The following is an 18,738-nucleotide window of genomic DNA, read 5'->3' as shown; positions in this document are numbered from 1 at the left end:
GCGCAAATTTTTAGGCAATTTTGCTCACCAGGTTTTTGCATCACGATTTCACACGCAGATGTTGCATCAATACCGCAGTTCCCGGTTGCCACCGACAGGTGATTGGACGAAGCTTCCCGAAAAGCGGACGCGGTCTGTTGCGCTTGCGCCGGGATAAGCCCAGTCCCTCTTCCGCACGGGGAGCAGCCATGCCGCGATCCAGGGCAGTCTTCATCACGGCCGTCATCTACGGTTTGATCGGCCTGGTCATCGCGGGCGGCGGCATCTGGCTCGCCGCATTGGGCGGGTCGATCTTCTATATCGTCCTCGGCATCGGCATTCTCGCCACCGCCGGGCTGCTGCTGGCGCAGCGCCGCTCCGCGCTGTGGCTGTTTGCGATCGTGCTGGTCGGCACGCTGGCCTGGGCGGTGTATGAGGTGCAGTTCGACTGGTGGCCGCTCGCGGCGCGCGGCGATGTCATCTTCCCGATGGCGCTGTGGCTGCTGACACCGGTGATCGTTCGCGGTCTCACGCGAAACCAGCCGGTGTCCTACGCCAGCGCGACGGCGCCGCTGTGGGGCGGCGTCGTGATCGCATCGGCCGTGCTCGTCATCGCGCTGCTGTCGAGCTATCACGACATCAACGGCACGATCGCCGAGGCCAGCTCCGCGGTGCCGCAGAGCGAAGCCGACCCGCAGCCGGATGGCGACTGGCGCGCCTATGGACGCACGCAGTTCGGGCAGCGTTATTCGCCGCTGAAGCAGATCACGCCTGACAACGTCGGCAACCTCAAGGTGGCCTGGACCTTCCGCACCGGCGATGTGCAGACGCCGGAGGATTCCGGCGAGACCACCTTCGAGGTCACCCCGATCAAGGTGCGCGATACGCTCTATCTCTGCTCGCAGCACCAGGTGTTGTTCGCGCTCGACGCGAAGACCGGCACCGAGCGCTGGCGCTACGATCCAAAGCTCGTGTTCAACAAGACGTTCCAGCACATGACCTGCCGCGGCGTCTCCTACCACGAGACCGCACCGGGCGCGGTCGACTCCGGCGGCGCGCCGGCGCCGGCCGAATGTCCGCGCAGAATCTTTCTCCCCGTCAATGACGGCCGCATGATCGCGCTCGATGCCGACAGCGGCAAGCCCTGCGAGAGCTTTGCCGATCACGGCATCCTCGACTTGCAGAAAGGAATGGGGATCACGACGGCGGGCTTCTTCGAGCCGACGTCGCCGCCGGTGGTCAGCGACAAGATCCTGGTCGTTGCCGCCGCTGTCATCGACAATTACGCCGTCGAAGTGCCCTCCGGTGTGATCCGCGGCTTCGACGTCTACACCGGCAAACTGGTCTGGGCCTGGGATTCCGCCGCCGAAGACGAGAACGCGCTGCCGTCGCCGACGCGGCACTACACCAACGGTTCGCCGAATTCCTGGATCAGCGCCGCGTTCGATCCGAAATTGAACCTGGTTTACATCCCGACCGGCAACAACGGGCCGGACATCTGGGGCGGCAATCGCGATGCGCTGGTCGAGCGCTATTCGAGCTCGATCGTCGCGCTCGACGTCAATACCGGCAAGCGCGCCTGGTCGTACCAGACCGTGCATCACGATCTCTGGGACATGGACGTGCCCTCGCAGCCCAGCCTGGTCGATGTGACCACGGCGAAGGGCGTCGTGCCTGCGATCATCCAGCCGACCAAGGTCGGCAACATCTTCGTGCTCGACCGCAGGACCGGCGAGTTGATCGTGCCGGCGCCGGAACGCCCCGTCCCGCAAGGGCCCGCGCCCGGCGACCGCACCGCGCCGACGCAGCCGTTCTCCGAATTGACCTTCCGCCCCGAGGCAAAACTGACCGGCGCGGACATGTGGGGCGGCACGATCTTCGACCAGCTGGTGTGCCGGATCATGTTCCATAAATTGCGCTACGAGGGCACGTTCACGCCGCCATCGTTGCAGGGCACCCTGGTCTTCCCGGGCAATCTCGGCATGTTCGAATGGGGCGGCATCGCGGTCGATCCGGTCAGGCAGATCGCCATCGCCAACCCGATGTCGTTGCCGTTCGCCTCAAAACTGCTGCCGCGCGGCCCGCAAAATCCGCCGGCGCCGACGGCCGACAAACCTGTCGGCAGCGAGGTGGGATCGCAGCCGATGTACGGCACGCCGTTCGGGGTGGATATTTCGAGCTTCCTGTCGCCGCTCTCCGTGCCGTGCTACCGGCCGCCCTGGGGCTCGATGGCCGCAATCGATCTCAAGACGATGAAGATCGTCTGGCAGCATCCCAACGGCACGATCCGTGACACCACGCCACTGCCGCTGCCACCGTTCAAGATGGGCGTGCCGATGCTGGGCGGCCCGATGACCACCGCCGGCGGCGTCGCGTTCTACACCGGCACCTATGAGTACACGATCCGCGCCTACGACGTGCGCAACGGCAAGGTGCTCTGGGAGGATCGCCTGCCCGCCGGCGCCCAATCGACCCCGATGAGCTACGAGGCCGGCGGCAAGCAATATGTCGTCACCGCCGCCGGCGGCCACGGCTCGTTCGGCACCAAGCGCGGCGATTACGTGATCGCCTACGCGTTGAAGGATTGAACGGCGGGAGCGTCGCCATGATCGTGTCATCCGGGAATCGAGCGAAGCATCCGACGGCATTCTACATGCGGCTCGCGCTCGTTGCGATCTCAGCCTGCGCGGGCAGCCACGTTGCGTCGGCCGCCGACCTGACGATCCCCACCACCGGCACAAGCCCGGCGCAGGCACCTGTGCCGTGGCTGCTCGGTGACTGGAACGGCGCGCGAACCCGGCTGCTGAACGCCGGCATCGATTTCCAGTTCGGCTACACCAGCGAGGTCGCCGGCAATGCGACGGGCGGCCAGCGGCAGCAGGTAGCCTACACCGATCAATGGGTGTTCGGCGCGACGTTCGATCTGGCAAAGCTCGGTGTCGTGCCCGGCGGCACGGTCCAAGTGACATGGACCGACCGCAACGGCAGCAATCTGAGCGACGATGCCGGCCTCGGCACGCTGCAACAGGTGCAAGAGGTGTTCGGACGCGGCCAGACGTTGCGGCTGACGGATTTCTGGTACGACCAGAAATTCGCCGGCGGCATGATCGACTGGAAGATCGGGCGGATCCCGTTCGGCGAGGATTTCGCATCCTTCGCCTGCGACTTCCAGAACCTGACCTTCTGCGGCGCGCAGCCCGGCAACCTGGTCGGCAATTACATCTACAACTGGCCCGTCAGCTATTGGGCCACCCGGCTGAAGTTCAACCTGCAGGGCTTCGGCTATTTTCAGTTCGGCGTGTTCGACTCCAATCCCGGCTATCTGCGGGTGTCGCAATCAGCGCTTCCGGTGTTCTATTCGGGATCGACCGGCCTGCTGATTCCGGCGGAGATCGCCTGGCTGCCGAAGTTCGGCAATCTCGCGGGCAGCTACAAGTTCGGCGGCTGGTATGACACCTCGACCGCCGCCGACGTGGTCACCGACGCCAACGGCATTCCGGCCGTCCTCTCAGGGCAGCCGCTGGTGCAGAGCCGCGGGCGTTACGGCGGCTATGTCAGTTTCGTTCAGGAGGTGCTTCGCCCATCACGGGCCAATGCCGCGGGTGTGCTGAGCCTGTTCTTCAACGCGACCATGGCGGATCGCCGCACCGCGACCACCGACTACCAGGTCGCGGGCGGCCTGACCTATACCGGCCTGCTGCCGTCACGGCCTCAGGACGACATCGGATTTGCGGTCGGCACCACCCATGTCAACAGCCGCATCGCCTGGTCGGAGGAGCTGCAGAATCTGCTCGGCCTCGGTCCGGTGGCCGTCCAGGGCAACGAATACGCCATGGAGCTCTACTACACCTACCGGCCGCTCGCCGGCCTGCAGATCCGACCGAACATCCAATACGTCGTCGACCCCGGCGGGACCGGTGCCAACCCGAACGCGTTGGTATTCGGCCTGAAGACGGTTGCGAATTTCTGAGACCGCATCGTCAAGCCGTTCCGCGAACACGAAGCGCAGGACCTATGCGCTGGGGCGCGACCACCGCGACGTCAAGCGGGTTGGCAAGCGCAGCCAAAGCCGCTAAACGTCCGCCCCCTTCAGATCACAATCAGAGCATGGACATGTCGAGCGCCCCGCGCCCCGTCTCGATTGGCGTCGATTTCGGCACCAGCAACACCGTGGTCGCGCTGGCCGATGGCGACGGCCGCGTCGAGGCCATCCGCTTCGACCATGGCGGCCGCAGCCACAGCACGTACATCTCCGCGCTGTGCTTCTGGGAGGAGCGGCCGGGCGCCGGCCTGCATCCGCGCGCCGAGGGCGGCCCGTGGGCGATCGAGCAGTTCCTCGAAGGCCGCACCATCCATCGCTTCATCCAGTCGTTCAAGACCTTTGCGGCGAGCTCGGCCTTCAATACCACGCAGATCTTCCGGCAGCGCTACAAGTTCGAGGATTTGCTGGCGGCGTTCCTGCGCACGCTGGCGCGCCATGCCGGCGACGGTTTCGATCTCGGCGCGCCGACCATCATGGTCGGGCGGCCGGTGAAATTTGCCGGCGGCAATCCCAATGACGAGCTCGCGATGCAGCGCTACCGCGCCGCGTTCGAGCGGCTGGGCGCCGGCCACGCCCGCTATGTCTACGAGCCGGTCGGCGCCGCCTTCTCCTTCGCGCGCAGCCTCGATCACGACGCCACCGTGCTGGTGGCCGATTTCGGCGGCGGCACCAGCGACTTCTCGGTGATGCGCTTTTCGCGCGTCGGCGGCGCGCTGCGCGCCGAGCCGCTCGGGCATGCCGGCATCGGCATCGCCGGCGACACCTTCGACTACCGCATCGTCGACCACATCGTCTCGCCGCGGCTCGGCAAAGGCACCCACTACCGCTCCTTCGACAAGGAGCTGCCGATCCCCAATCACTATTATTCCAGCCTCGCCCGCTGGCATCAGCTCGCGATGATGAAGGGCAATGGCGACCTGCGCGAGCTGCAGCAGCTCGCGCGCACCGCACTCGATCCCGCCCCGCTGCACGATTTCATCACCATCGTCGACTACGATCTCGGCTTCGCGCTGTACCGCGCCGTCTCCGACACCAAGGTCGCGCTGTCGACCAAGGACCGCGTCGAGTTCCGCTTCGCCCGCGAGGGTATCGACATCGGCGCAACTGTCACCCGCAAGAAATTCGAGAGCTGGATCGCCGACGATATCGAACGTCTCGGCGCAACCGTCGACGAGGCGCTGGCCAAATCCGGCATCACCGCGCGCGACGTCGAGAAAGTGTTCCTGACCGGCGGCACCTCGTTCGTCCCCGCCGTGCAGCGCCTGTTCGCCGAACGCTTCGGCGCCGCGCGGCTGACCTCGGCGGACCAGTTCGAGTCGATCGCTTACGGGCTGGCGCTGATCGGGCATACGGCAGACCCGGATCGGTGGACGGTTGCGGAGGCGGCGTGAGGATATGATCGGGAAAGTGTCGAGAACCATCAGCGGCATGACTATCCATTGCGTACTTGCCCTATTGCGCGGTTGGCGGCTGATGTGCTGCGGCTCGAATCTAGGAACGCGGCCCCCGGCCCCTTCTCGATCCAGCCACCTCATCAATGCGATGTTCCCACAGATTCCAACCAAGCTCTTCCTTCGCTTGCCGCACAGTTTCTTCAATATCACGGTCATAGGAAGCGTACCAATTGGTGGTGCTATCGTCATAACCTTTCACGATGCCGAGTGTATTAAGCGGACCTCGATACGGGTGTGAGAAATAAAGATGGATGTACGCGATTTCGGGCCCGAGGAACCCAACCCATGTCGGGACGAACCGATATCCGATGAACTCCACGAATTCCTCGGTTCTGACGCCATCTGCGGATAGTCGATCCCGCATCGCGTGCATCTGTCGTATCGCCGCCTCGCTGTCTTGCTTTTGAATGTAGGGCCTTCCTCGCTTGTTATTGTCCATATCAGCAACGGCGGAGAGATGCTCACTCTCCGGATGAAAGATCAACACTGTCGTTTGCAACTTGTTTCGAACGCGGCTCTCTAAGGTTCCGATCCTTTTTGGAAAGAAGGATTTTCCGTCCTTCAACTTCACGACTAGATTTCTGCCGCCTCGGATGAATTCGTCGTCAACTTCGCCGCCGACGGCTGAAAAAGCCCGTTCGATACCCGAACGGATCGACATCTTACGGAAGCCATCGTCGAGAAGATGATCAGACAGGCCCTCTAAACGGAGAGCGTCTCTATGGGTGTAGGACTCAAGGTTGCTGATTTTGGAATCGAGCGAACGAATGGCCCGAGCGACGATGGCTTCCATTTCGACCCAATTGCCCCTCTGTATCTCCAGATTAATCTTATCGGTGAAGCGTTGGATCAAATAGAGCGTGAATGCTGATGCAAGGATACTGCATCCGACGTTACCCAGTACGCCAGACCAAAATGACGCCGCAGTCCAGTAGAGATAAATGATCAACGAAAAGACGACGCAGATCCCGCCCGAAAGAATGAAGACAAGATAGATGAGTAGCAGCGTGCCGCTTAGGATCCGAGTCGGAGCATCAGACATGATTTGACGTCGAGTATTGTTGCACACTATCGTTCTGAATGCGCGCGGACAAATTTGCGATCACGACGCAGCCTGAGCTGTTAGTAAGTGAGCGCAATTTTTTGATCTTCCTCAGTTCGCTTGTTTATCTCCACGCGCCGTTTGTTAAACTCGCCCCAAGGAATGCTGCCGTTCGAAAGCTCCAACGCAAGCTGCCTGAAATCAGATGAACTCCGTTCAAGGACGGATGCTACGGCATCTCCATTTTTGGGATCGTACTGGCGATAGAGTGACGCCAAATTTCCATTGCTGACTTGGATAAAATCCTGCCACCTCGCTACCGCAATTTTTTCTTCTCCAGAAATTTTCGATCGATCGGATAATTGCGGCTGTGCCATATCGGACGCTTTGCACGGTGTCTTTTTCCAAACCGCCTGAAGGTCCGCTCTCGTACAGATTGCTCGCCGCTCCTCCCCGAGTGGTCTCACGGCCTCGTTAAAGCCCTTTACATCTGTTACTGGAGTGAGAATCCAACCCTTGGAATTCATGCAGGCATCAAACAGCCCGCCGTTGGTGATCATGTTGCTATTTGCGACGCCACCGTACCGGTTCAAGTAGGCCGAAGAACTTGGCTGTTGCGCCCCTTGCAAGCAAGCATACCGGTCTTGACCAAATTCTTCCTGGGCCGCCCCCGGCTTCAGCCAAAGCTGCTGCGGCTGCTGAGCGCACGAGACCAATAAAACTGACAAAGCAATAACGTTTAACGCATAAAGCCGCACCGTTGCCCCCGCCCCGGTTATCAATCTCCGGTAGATGCTATAGAAAGTTTCCTGTTCAACCAAGACCAAAAGCAGGGTCGCTGGCGAAGGCCGCCGGTCGGCGGGATCCCGTAATCTTGGACATCGAGCCTGCGCGTAAGATCGAAATTCGTGAGCGCAATCAATGCGCCACATGCTTCCAGTCCCCGCGGGGAAATATTCCGCTTCCGTCGTCGGGCAAATCAGCGGTTTAATTCCGCTCGTCCCGCCGGATGAGAGGAGCGTTGTGCACGTCACGAACGGGCGGTGGGGTGCGGTGGACGTCGAGCATGTCAGTAACGACAGCATGCGAGGCGGACGGCGAAATCGTGCAGGCCTGCCGCCCTAGTTGGCAGGTGTCGATTCTAGTGATGCAAAAGCACTGCGGATGGCAGTGATACAAAAGCCCAGTCTCACCGGGGCGAGCACGTATAAGCCGTAACCCATCGCGCAGGGAAAGCCGGGGATATTCCCGGTTACACCTGTGGGGTCCTACTCCCGCGCTTTTTGCTGCACGGCATCCGCGGGTGCAACCGGCGCCCGGCTTTCCCTGCACCCTCTACCTGAGAGGGAGCGAAACGAGATGCAAAGCTCGGACAATTCATGTCGCGAGAATCCGAGCGCATATCCTCGCTGCTATCGCCCTCGCGCGAGGGCATCGCAATTCACCGCCGGCATGCTTAGATGCCCCGCATGAAAAAGATCGGATTCCTCTCCTTCGGGCACTGGACGCCCTCGCCGCAGTCGCAGACCCGCTCCGCCGCCGACGTGCTGCTGCAATCGATCGAGCTCGCGGTCGCCGCCGAGCAGCTCGGCGCTGATGGCGCGTACTTCCGCGTCCATCACTTCGCGCGCCAGCACGCCTCGCCGTTCCCCTTGCTGGCGGCGGTCGGCGCCAGGACCAGCCGGATCGAGATCGGCACCGGCGTCATCGACATGCGCTACGAGAATCCGCTCTACATGATCGAGGACGCCAGCGCCGCCGACCTGATCGCGGGCGGGCGCCTGCAGCTCGGCATCAGCCGCGGCTCGCCGGAACAGGTGATCGAGGGCTGGCGCTATTTCGGCTATCAGCCGGCCGAGGGCGAGAGCGATGCCGACATGGGGCGGCGTCACGCCGAGATCTTCCTCGATCTGTTGCGTGGCGAGGGGTTTGCAAAACCCAATCCGCAGCCGATGTTTCCGAACCCGCCGGGCCTGCTGCGGCTCGAGCCGCTGTCCGAGGGCTTGCGCGAGCGGATCTGGTGGGGCGCCGGCTCGAATGCGACCGCGGTCTGGGCCGCCAAGCGCGGCATGAACCTGCAGAGCTCGACCTTGAAGAATGACGAGACCGGCGAACCATTCCATGTGCAGCAGGCCGCGCAGATCCGCGCCTACCGCGCCGCCTGGAAGGAGGCCGGCCATACGCGTGAGCCGCGGGTGTCGGTGAGCCGCAGCATCTTCGCGCTGATGGACGATCGCGACCGCGCCTATTTCGGCGGCGACCGCGGCTCCGAGGACCAGATCGGCTTCATCGATCCGCGCACGCGCGCGATCTTCGGCCGCAGCTATGCCGCCGAGCCCGATGTCCTGATCGAGCAACTGCGCGCCGACGAGGCGATCACCGAGGCCGACACCTTGCTGCTGACCGTGCCCAACCAGTTGGGCGTCGCCTACAACGTGCACGCGATCGAAGCGATCCTGACCCATGTCGCGCCCGCACTCGGCTGGCGCTGAGTGACAGCGAATGCAAGAAGGGGAGCCTCCGCCTTATCTTCGGGGGAATGGCGGAGGCTCCCCTCTGGCCTCTCCCGGATCAGGAGAGGCGTGCAGGAACGTGGGGGCTGGCGAACGTTCCTACTTCAACATCGAAGCCACGTTGTCCTTCGTCACGAGATCAAGCCCGGTGTAGACGATCTCCGGAACCTTCTGGCCCTTCTTGATCGCGAGCAGCGTATCCATCGCCTTCTCGCCCATCTCGAACGGACGCTGGCCGACCAGCGCGTTGGCATAACCCTCGTTCAGGAGCTCGAGCTGCATCCTGAGCGTATCCGCGACGACGAGCGTGAACTTGCCGGCGTCGATGTCCTTCTTGCTTCGGGAGGCGAACGCCTTGAAACCTTCCGGCGCGAACATCGGCCAGCCGCCGACCGGAATGATCGCCGCGAGGTCGGGCGTTGCGGTACGCAGATCGGTCATCTGCTGCACGCCGAGCGCCGGATCGTCGTTGCAGAAGGTCGGCGATCCCCCGACTTCGGTCCACTTCGAACCCTTGAGCGCTTCGCGGACGCCGTTGACGCGCTCGGCCAGATTCTCGGCGCCGGGTCCGCCGGAGATCATGGCATATTTGCCGCCGTCGGGCCGCAGCTTCAGCAATTGCTTGCCGAGCGCGACGCCGAAATCCTTGTTGTTGGTGCCGATATAGGCGATCCGCTTCGAGCCCGGCGCATCCGAGTCGAAGGTGATGACGGGAATGCCGGCTGCCGTCGCCGCCTCGATCGACTTGGTCATCGCGGCGACGTCGGCGACCGAGATCGCCATGCCGTCGACCTTCTGGGTGACGAAATCCTGGATGATCTGCGCCTGCGTCGCCGGCTCGTGCTCGACCGGCCCTTTATAGATGCATTCGACGTTGCCGAGCTCCTTGGCGCGCTTCTGGCAGCCGTCGCGCGCGAAATCGAAGAACGGATTGTTCATGGCCTTCGGCACGATCACGAATTTGTAGCTCTGAGCAAACCCCGGCGTCGCCATCAGGGCGACGAACATGCCGGCAAGAAGTACTTTCCTCATGGCTTCCCTCCACATTTTTCGTGCCTATCCCTTTAGACGGCTCCGGGAGGCGGATAGACGATCATTTCGTTATCCTCCCGAACGAACTTTCTTTGTCTGAGCATGATCTGTTCGGAAAACCGGTTCCCACTTTTCCGGATCATGCTCTAGGCCATGCGCGATCGCATCCGATCGACCAGCACCGCAGCGATGATGATCACGCCCACCAGGGTCTGCTGCCAGTAGGAATTGACCTGCGCGAGCACGAGGCCGTTGCGGATCACCTCGAGCAGCACGCAGCCGACGATGGCGCCGAGCGGGCCGCCGACGCCGCCGGCCAGATTGGCACCACCGATCACCGCGGCCGCGATGACGTTGAGCTCGTAGGACGTCGCCATGTTCGCCGGCGCCGAGCCGAGCCAGCCCGAGACGACGATGCCCTGCAGGCCCGCCGCGAGCGCGCAGATCACATAGACCGCGATCTTCACCCGCACGACCGAAATGCCGGTCAGCGCCGCCGCCTTCTCGTTGCCGCCGATGGCGAAGACGTGGCGGCCGAAGCCGGTGTGATGCAGCACGACGGCCATCGCCAGCGCGAGCACCACGAGATAGATGAACGGCGCGGGCATGCCGAGCACGACGCCCGATGTCAGCGCGTAGAGATAATCGGCGTCGGGGCCGCTCGGAAAACTGCCGCGGCCGTTGGAGACGACGTAGCCGAGGCCGCGCACGATCGAGAGCATGCCGAGCGTGGTGACGAACGGCGACAGCCCGAGCACCGCGATGCAGAAGCCGTTGACGAGGCCGACCGCCAGCGCGACGCCGAGCCCGGCCAGGACCGAGACCAGCAGGATCGCGCCGGGCACATTGGCGATCACGGTCTTGCCGTCTGCGGCGAGATGCACGAACCAGTCGGCGCCGGGCATCCCCGGCGTCGAGATCGATGTCATCACCATCGAGGTGATCATCGCGGCAAAGCACATCGTCGAGCCGACCGAGAGATCGATGCCGGCCGTGATGATGACGAAGGTCACGCCGAGCGTGGCGATCGCGATGAAGGAGAAGTTCTTCGCGACGTTCTGCAAATTGCCCTGGGTGAGGAAATACGGGCTCGCGAAGCTCATCACCACGAACAGCACCAGCAGCGCGAGCAGGACATAGCCGGTCTGCGAGGCGAAGATCCCGCTGTGCCACCATTTGGCCTTGCCGACATTGCTGAAGGTGATGGGAGTTTCCTGATGCATGGTCATCACGCGGCCTCCCTCGCGCCGGTGATGAGGGAGGTGACTTCCTCCGGGCTGGTGTCCGAGATCGCCTTGTCGGCGCGCTTCTCGCCCCGGCGCATGACCACGACGCGATCGCAGACCGCGAACACGTCGGGCATGCGGTGCGAGATCAGCATCACAGCGACGCCCTGCTCCTTGAGGCGATGGATCAGGCCGAGCACCTGCTCGACCTGGCGGACCGAGATCGCGGCCGTCGGCTCGTCCATCATCACGAGCTTGGCGTTGGAGAGCCGCGTCCGCGCGATCGCCACCGCCTGGCGCTGGCCGCCCGACATCTGCTTGACGAGGTCGTGCGGGCGGGTCTCCGAGCGCAGCTCGCCGAACAACTCCAGCGCGCGCGCCGCCATCGCCTTGTGATCGAGCAGCGCGAACGGCCCGAGCTTGCGCTTGAGCTCGCGGCCGAGGAAGACATTGGCCGCCGCCGTGAGATTGTCGGCGAGCGCGAGGTCCTGGTAGACCACCTCGATGCCGACCGCGCGGGCATCGATCGGACGGCTGAAGTGAACCGGCGCGCCGTCAAAGCGGATCTCGCCGCTGGACGGCGGGAAATTGCCGGCGATGATCTTGACCAGTGTCGATTTGCCGGCGCCGTTGTCGCCCATCAGGCCGACCACTTCGCCGGGCGAGATGCGCAGGTCGACGCCATTCAATGCGCGAATGGCGCCGAACTCCTTGCCGATGCCCTTCAACTCCAGGACCGCGAGCCCGGCGTCGTGAGGAGTCACCATGATCGGCCTCGCTCAGGCATGCTGGCAGCGTACCGCCGGATCAGAAGTGGACCAGGGTGCGCAGACCGAGAACCCAGGCATTGTCGGTCTTCAGACCGGCGGCATTATACCCGCGACCGCCGGGATTGATCACGTACTGGGCGTCGAACTTGAGGTTCATCCAGCCGGTCGCCTGCCAGCCGTACCAGGCTTCGAACGGAATTTCGTTGCCGCCGGCATTCGGGGTGAGCGCAGCGGTGTTGACGTGGGTGGTGCCGACCGCGAAGCCGACTTCGTCCTCGGGCCGCGAGGCGAAGGTTCCGGTGTGCTTGACGCCCCACGCGATCTGGTAATCCTGGTACGACGTGCGGTGATCGGCGACGGTGGTGTTGAGGAAGGTGTACCAACCCTGTGCCTTCGGGCCGTCAACGGTCAGGCGCTGCAGGATCGATTCATAGACGCCATAGCGGCCGCGTGAATCCCCGAGATTTTGGTCGGACACGCCACCGGTGCCCGGCGAGATCGCGATGATGCCGGGCAGGCCGCCATCGATCGTCGACGCGCTGTCATACCAGCCGCCGAACCGCCAGGTGCCATCCAGGGGAGCGCTCGGCGCCCAGACCACTTCCACCGGCACCAGCACGCCGGAGGCCGGGCTCGAGCCGGGGACGCCCGGCAGATAGTAGGTGGTGGGGTCTGATGTGGTCAGATAATTCGGATTGGCGTCGTAGACGCCGACCGACAGCTGGAAGTTCTTGGCGAAGTTGTAGTGGACCACGCCGGCCCACTGGCTGACCGGCCAGTTGTAGATGTAGCCGCCCTGGATGTTGCCGGGCTGGCCGCCGCAGAAGGTCAGGTTGACGAACTCGCACAGGCCGAAGAAGAAGTCGGAGCCGACCGGAAGACGGCCGCCCTTCAGTTCGAGCTGACCATCAAAGAGTTTCTGCGAGTAGTAGAGTTCGGTCAGGCGCGCGATGTTGCCGCGACCGAACACTTCGTTGGTCAGTTGCAGCGCCGGGATATTTGCTTCGGTATTGAGATTGTCGCCGAAGCGGTCGACGATCGTCAGTCCGACCAAGCCGCCCTGGATGCCGGCGAGCTTCGCCATGTCGAACTTGGCCTGGAAGAACAGCTGTCCGGCGTTGGCGCTGGTTTTCCTGTCGCCGCCCGACAGATTGCCGACGGCTTCGTCACCCAGCGTCAGGGCCAGCGAGATGCCCCGCTCCTTCAGCGCGGTCCTGCCGAGATCGCCGAACAGATACGGTCTCGTCCAGAAATCATCGGTCGTATCGAGGTAGGGAACGGCCGGCGCCTTGGTGAAGAGATCGGCCGCATGCGCCCCACCACCCAACAGAGATAACAACGCGATCCCCAAGCCGCATGCCCGTGCGGCGTTTACAGACCCTTGCAACATTTTCTGCACTCCAGCGTCCCCGGCTTTGTTATTTTGGTCACGTTCCGGCCCAAAGCCATCCAGCCTGGAACGTACCGTCATGCGTGATCGCCCGTCCTCGTCGGCAACGCAGCCGCGTTGCGCGGCGATACGCCCTGCCTTCCCTGTCCAACTGCAGATTTCGACGCCGTGCGGGCGACGCCGGCCAGCGCGATCTGGCGTCGCCTGCGGGCCTGCAACTGCTGATCCGCCAGCACGCCGATCAGAATCACCGTTCCCATCACCGCGAAGTTCAGCGAATTCGGGATGCCCAGGATATTCACCAGGTTCTGCAGCACCTGCAGCAGCGCCGTGCCCAGCACGATGCCGAGAATCGAGCCCTCGCCGCCGCGCAGGCTGCACCCGCCGAGCACGGCGGCCGCGATCGCGTAGAGCTCGTAGAAATTTCCGAACGAGCTCGGCGAGACCGAGTTGGTGTAGAACACGAACAGCACGGTCGAGACCCCGGCGAGCCCGCCGCTGATGATATAGGCGGTCGCGATCACGAAATTGGTGCTGATCCCGGAGAAGCGCGCCGCTTCCTCGTTCTTGCCCACGGCGTAAAGCCAGCGGCCATAGACCGATCGATGCAGCAGCACGCCGAGGATCAGCGCAAGGATGATCAGGAAGATGAAGGTGTTCGGGATGCCCGCGATGTTGCCGGAGGCGATGTTGCTCAGCGTCGCCGCCTCGTCCCCGTAGCCGAAGCCGCGCGTCGAATCGCTGGTGTAGTAGCGCGCGGCGCCGCGATAGATCAGCAGCCCGCACAGCGTCACGATGAACGGCTGCATCTTCAGGCGCGTGATCAGGAAGCCCTGGATGCCGCCCAGCCCCAGGCCGCCCAGCAGCACCAGCAGCAGCGCGATGGGCCAGGCGATCTGATAGGTCGTCAGAAGGTCGATGAAGACCACGCCAAGCAGCGCGAACATCGAGCCGAGCGAAAGATCGATGCCGCCCGTGATGATCACGAGCCCCTCGCCCAGCGCAAACACGCCGAACAGGCCGATCAGATTGGCCATGTTGAGCAGGTTCACCACCGAAAGGAACGCCGGATTGATCGCGCCCGTAATCGCCGAGATCACCACCAGCAGCAGCAGCAGGCCGAGTTCCTTCTTCATCATTGCGCGGCGGCTCCCGTGGTTTCCAGTACCTGGCCCATCGCCAGCCGCAACACGTTGTATTCGCTGAATTGCTCGCGCTCGAGCACGCCGCTGATGCTGCCTTCATGCATCACGGCGACCCGGTCGGAGACGCCGATCACCTCCTCCATGTCCGAGGAGATCATCACGATGGCCACGCCCTGGTCGGCGAGGTCGCGCATCAGCACGTAGATCTCGCTCTTGGCGCCGACGTCGATGCCGCGGGTCGGCTCGTCGAAGAACATCACGCGCGGCTGCATCGAGAGCCACTTGCCCAGCACGACTTTCTGCTGGTTGCCGCCGGACAGCGTCACCGCTTCCATGTCGACGGTCGGCGCCTTGATGGAGAGGCGTCTCGCCTGGTCCTTGGCGACCTTGCGCTCGGCCGCACCGTTGACCAGCCACATCCGCGCATAGTCCAGCAGGCTCGCGAGCGTCACGTTCTCGCGGATCGGCAGCTCCAGCACGAGCCCGGACTTCTTGCGGTCCTCCGGCACCAGATAGATGCCCTGCCTGATCGCGTCGCGCGGCGAGGTAACACCCACCGACGAATTGTCGATCCTGATCTCGCCTCCCAGCAGCGGGTCGATGCCGAACGCCGCGCGGGCGAGCGAGGTGCGGCCGGCACCGACCAGCCCGGCCAGGCCGAGGATCTCGCCACGGCGCACGGAAAGATTGATTTCGCGATCGGGGAACGCGGTCGTGACCAGGCCCGCGATATCGCAGCCACCCGGCTGCGGCGACTGCTTCGGCGGCGTGTAGAGCGACTTCAGGTCGCGGCCGATCATCAGCCGGATCATTGCGGCATGGCTGAGTTCGTCCCGTGCCAGCTCACCGACCGTGCGACCGTCGCGCAGCACCACGACGCGGTCGGCGCAGGTCATGATCTCGCCCAGCCGATGCGAGATGTAGATCACCGAGATGCCGTGCGCCTTGAGGTCGGCGATCACCTCGAGCAGCCGTTCGGTCTCCGAGATGGTCAGGCTGGAGGTCGGCTCGTCCATGATGATGACGCGGGCGTCGATCGAGAGCGCCTTGGCGATCTCCACCATCTGGCGCTCGGCGATCGACAGATTGTCGACCAGCGTATCCGGCGTGAAATCGGCGCCGAGCCGCGCCAGCAGCGGCGTGACGCGCGCGCGCATCTCTGCGTTGTCCACCAGCTTGAGCGGACCGCCGGTCAGCTTCTCGCGCCCGATGAAGACGTTGGCCGCGACGTCGAGATTCTCGAACAGGTTCAGCTCCTGATGCACGAAGGCGATGCCGGCCTGCGTCGCCTCGTTCACCGTCATGCGGGCATGCTCGTTGCCGCCAACGCGGATCATGCCCTCGCTCGGCGCGATCACGCCGCCAAGCACGCGCATCAACGTCGATTTGCCGGCGCCGTTCTCGCCGATCAGACCCAGTATCTCGCCGCGGCACACACGCAGATTGACGTCATCCAGGGCCCTGACCCCCGGATACGTCTTGCTGATCCCGACGAGCTCGAGCAGCGTCTCCGCCATTTGGCATTCCCCCCAACGCATCGCCCGGCGGCCCATGGCGGCCGGGCGATGGAGCACGCTTACGTCACTTCTTCAGCAGGTCCTTGAGATTTGCCGTGAACTCCGCGACGTTGGTCTTGTTGATCACTTTGGTGGGCACGATCAGCTTGCTGTCCTTCGGAATCCAGGACTTGTCGCCGCCCAGCGTCTTGATGATGTTGGTGGCGGACAGGTAGCCGAACTCGTAGGGCTGCTGCACGACCGTCGATTCGATCGTGCCGTCGGACACGCCGCGCAGCGTCCGCTGATCCTCGTCGAAGCCGACGATCTTGACCTTGCCGGCCTTGCCCGCCGACTTCACCGCGTCGTAGATCAGCGGCGTCTCGTAGCTCCACAGGCCGGACATCAGCGCGATGTCGGGATATTTGACGAGCACGTTCTCCATGTTCGCCTTGGCCTTGGCGAAGTCGACCTGGTCGGTGAACACGTCGACCAGCTCGACCTTGGTGCCTGATATCGCTTCCTTGATACCCTGCACGCGCTCGCGCGCGTTGTCGGCGTCCATGGTTCCGACGAACAACGCGATCTTGCCGCCGTTCGGGAGCGCCTTCTTGATCTCCTCGCCGGCCTGTCGGCCCGCCGCGACGTTGTCGGTGCCGATATAGGCGAGCCGGTTGCTCTGCGGCGCGTCGCTGTCCGTCGTGATCAACACGGTCTTGGCCGCAACCTTGTTGAGTTCTTCGGTTGCGTGCGGCGCATCGTCCACGGAGATGGAGATGCCGGCGACGCCGCGCACCAGGAGGTCGTCCAACTCGCGCCGCTGGCCTGCCGCGGTGCCTTCATTGGTCACGATCAACTCGATATTGTAGTCTGGGTGCTCTTTCTGCGCCTTCTCGAGCCCACGGCCGGCAATGGTCCAGAAATCGGCCGCAACATTGGTTACCAGCGCGATGGTCTTCTTCTGCTGTGCCTGCGCCACTCCCGTGGCCATCACGAGCGCGGCCGCGCTCGCCAGCAACGGCACGACCAATTTCTTCATTGAGCCCTTCATGTTCACCTCCCTTTCGTCACCCCGGCATAAGGGGATCACCTCTGGCGCTTCTCACGCCCTGATTTTATTTTCGTGACGAACAAATTATTGGCGTTCGAATTGCCCGTCAAGGATGACCTTATCCAATAGTTCAAACAGACAGGGCGAGTTAGGTACAATGAGACTGCATTTTTCGACTCTGTGACTTTATAGACGCACTCAATAATTTCATGGCGCTAATTAAAAGGTGTCCGCACGTTGATTAACTTCACTGAGCGAACTAAAAAAGACCGCATGAATGACCAGCCCGAGCCGCTGCGACGTGCTTCGAGCGTGGCCCGCGGATCGAACCGCGGCCGCCTTGTCGAGGTCTTGCGGCGCCAGGGGCCATTGCCGCGCGTGGAGCTCGCACGCAGCACGGGGCTGAGCTTCCCGGCGATTTCCGCCATCACGTCGAAACTGATCGCGGAAGACGTGCTGCGCGAAGCCGAGACCGAGACCGGGGCGCCGACACCCTGGCCTGACGACACCGACGACGAGGATCCGGACCAGCTCAACGGCCGTCGCCGTGGCCGGCCGGCGGTGCTGCTGACGCTCAATCCCGAATTTGGCCGCGTCATCGCGGTCTCGGTGCGCATGAACCTGATCGAGACGCTGATCGCCGATTTCAGCGGCTCCGATCTGGCACAATCGCGGCTCGAGCTCACGACGCGCGCGCTCGATGCAAAGGCGTTGTGCGATCTCGTGATCGCGCAGATCGATGCCATGCTGGCGACGACGGACACGCCGCGCCATCGGCTCTTGGGAATCGGGATCGCGCTGCAGGGCATCGTGAACGCCGACACCGGCCGGCATCTGTGGAGCCCGGCGCTGTCGATCACCGATGTCGATCTGGCCAAGCCGATCCGCGACGCATTCGGGGTCGAGGTGGTGATGGCGAACGACGCGGTCGCCGTTGCGCTGGCCCTCGCCGCGTCCGAGCCGATCCTGGCGGAAGGCCTCGCGGCCACCATCATGGTCGGCCACGGCGTCGGCATGGGCGTCATTCTCGACGGCGAAGCGCGCTGGGGCGCCGGCGCCGGCAGCGAGATCGGCCACGTCAAGCTGGCGCTGAACGGTCCGCAATGCCGCTGCGGCCAGCGCGGCTGCATCGAGGCCTATCTCGCCGACTATGCGCTTTACCGCGACGCCCGCACCTTTCTCGACCTGCCGCCGGCCGTATCGCAGCAACCGTCCGAGGCGCAGATGGCGCTGTTGCGCGAGCGCGCGCTGGGCGGCGATCCGCGTCTTGCGCACCTGTTCCGGATCGCCGGCCGCGCGCTGGCTGAGGCGGTCGCCGCAACGATATCGGTGCTGCGCCCGCATCATCTGATCCTGGCGGGCCCGGGCCTGCAGGCATTCGACATGATGCGCGCAGCCTATGAGGAGCGGCTCGAACAGGCGGTGTTGCCGTGGCTGCTCAAGTCCACGACGATCTATGTGCGTCCAAGCGAGTCGGCGACCATCGTCGACGGCATGGTGCTGCGGACGCTGCGGGTCGTGGACCGAAACCACATGGAGACGACCGACTAAACCCTTGCGGCTTTGCTTGAGCCGCAGCAATCCAACCGACGCGCTTC

General features: G+C 63.6%; 14 protein-coding genes. 5 read left to right on the top strand and 9 right to left on the bottom strand.

All coding sequences use genetic code 11. The features are described 5' to 3' along the window. Positions 1 to 188 precede the first annotated feature (188 nt). The 3 genes from IC762_RS02205 to IC762_RS02195 all read left to right on the top strand — a co-directional run bounded on the left by IC762_RS02205 (position 189) and on the right by IC762_RS02195 (position 5,412). The gene (locus tag IC762_RS02205) at positions 189 to 2,567 is read left to right on the top strand and encodes a glucose/quinate/shikimate family membrane-bound PQQ-dependent dehydrogenase (RefSeq protein ID WP_195787029.1); all 2,379 of its coding nucleotides are present in this window, start codon (positions 189 to 191) and stop codon (positions 2,565 to 2,567) included. 17 nt (positions 2,568 to 2,584) lie between these two features. Further along, complete coding sequence (locus tag IC762_RS02200) at positions 2,585 to 3,949, top strand: carbohydrate porin (protein ID WP_195787028.1); 1,365 nt, start codon at positions 2,585 to 2,587, stop codon at positions 3,947 to 3,949. Positions 3,950 to 4,092: 143 nt separating this feature from the next. Then, a complete protein-coding gene (locus tag IC762_RS02195; RefSeq protein ID WP_195787027.1) occupies positions 4,093 to 5,412 on the top strand; it encodes an Hsp70 family protein in 1,320 nt (439 codons plus the stop codon). 100 nt (positions 5,413 to 5,512) lie between these two features. Here IC762_RS02195 and IC762_RS02190 read toward each other — a convergent pair whose 3' ends face one another. Both IC762_RS02190 and IC762_RS02185 read right to left on the bottom strand, forming a co-directional pair. Then, positions 5,513 to 6,517 (bottom strand): hypothetical protein, encoded by a 1,005-nt coding sequence (locus IC762_RS02190; RefSeq protein WP_195787026.1) that lies wholly within the window; start codon positions 6,515 to 6,517, stop codon positions 5,513 to 5,515. An 80-nt stretch (positions 6,518 to 6,597) separates the two neighbouring features. Further along, positions 6,598 to 7,449: a hypothetical protein gene (locus IC762_RS02185; protein WP_195787025.1), complete on the bottom strand. Its 852-nt coding sequence runs from the start codon at positions 7,447 to 7,449 to the stop codon at positions 6,598 to 6,600. Positions 7,450 to 7,986: 537 nt separating this feature from the next. Between IC762_RS02185 and IC762_RS02180 the strand changes: the two genes are divergently transcribed. Beyond that, entirely contained in the window at positions 7,987 to 9,009 is a 1,023-nt protein-coding gene (locus IC762_RS02180; protein WP_195787024.1) for an LLM class flavin-dependent oxidoreductase, read from the top strand. A gap of 120 nt (positions 9,010 to 9,129) precedes the next feature. Here the strand turns inward: IC762_RS02180 and IC762_RS02175 are convergent, their stop codons facing one another. The 7 genes from IC762_RS02175 to IC762_RS02145 all read right to left on the bottom strand — a co-directional run bounded on the left by IC762_RS02175 (position 9,130) and on the right by IC762_RS02145 (position 17,128). Beyond that, complete coding sequence (locus IC762_RS02175) at positions 9,130 to 10,062, bottom strand: sugar-binding protein (protein ID WP_195787023.1); 933 nt, start codon at positions 10,060 to 10,062, stop codon at positions 9,130 to 9,132. A 146-nt stretch (positions 10,063 to 10,208) separates the two neighbouring features. Further along, the gene (locus tag IC762_RS02170; protein WP_195787022.1) at positions 10,209 to 11,291 is read right to left on the bottom strand and encodes an ABC transporter permease; all 1,083 of its coding nucleotides are present in this window, start codon (positions 11,289 to 11,291) and stop codon (positions 10,209 to 10,211) included. Next, a complete protein-coding gene (locus tag IC762_RS02165) occupies positions 11,291 to 12,055 on the bottom strand; it encodes an ATP-binding cassette domain-containing protein (protein WP_195787021.1) in 765 nt (254 codons plus the stop codon). Before IC762_RS02165 ends, IC762_RS02170 begins: the two co-directional genes overlap by 1 nt. A 40-nt stretch (positions 12,056 to 12,095) precedes the next feature. Next, positions 12,096 to 13,448: a carbohydrate porin gene (locus tag IC762_RS02160; RefSeq protein WP_195789962.1), complete on the bottom strand. Its 1,353-nt coding sequence runs from the start codon at positions 13,446 to 13,448 to the stop codon at positions 12,096 to 12,098. A 77-nt stretch (positions 13,449 to 13,525) separates the two neighbouring features. Continuing rightward, complete coding sequence (locus IC762_RS02155) at positions 13,526 to 14,587, bottom strand: ABC transporter permease (RefSeq protein ID WP_195787020.1); 1,062 nt, start codon at positions 14,585 to 14,587, stop codon at positions 13,526 to 13,528. Continuing rightward, positions 14,584 to 16,110, bottom strand: coding sequence for a sugar ABC transporter ATP-binding protein (locus tag IC762_RS02150; protein WP_195787019.1), 1,527 nt, complete (start codon positions 16,108 to 16,110; stop codon positions 14,584 to 14,586). Before IC762_RS02150 ends, IC762_RS02155 begins: the two co-directional genes overlap by 4 nt. 64 nt (positions 16,111 to 16,174) lie before the next feature. Further along, positions 16,175 to 17,128, bottom strand: a complete 954-nt coding sequence (locus IC762_RS02145; protein WP_433995869.1) for a sugar-binding protein — start codon at positions 17,126 to 17,128, stop codon at positions 16,175 to 16,177. Between the two features lie 285 nt (positions 17,129 to 17,413). Between IC762_RS02145 and IC762_RS02140 the strand changes: the two genes are divergently transcribed. Next, positions 17,414 to 18,691, top strand: a complete 1,278-nt coding sequence (locus tag IC762_RS02140; RefSeq protein WP_195787017.1) for an ROK family protein — start codon at positions 17,414 to 17,416, stop codon at positions 18,689 to 18,691. The last annotated feature ends 47 nt before the right edge of the window (positions 18,692 to 18,738 follow it).

It is taken from the genome of Bradyrhizobium genosp. L (genome assembly GCF_015624485.1).
In the GTDB taxonomy this organism is placed as follows: Bacteria; Pseudomonadota; Alphaproteobacteria; order Rhizobiales; family Xanthobacteraceae; genus Bradyrhizobium.
The sequence above is the reverse complement of the archived record's forward strand: the minus strand, read 5'-3'. Positions and strand labels throughout refer to the sequence as shown.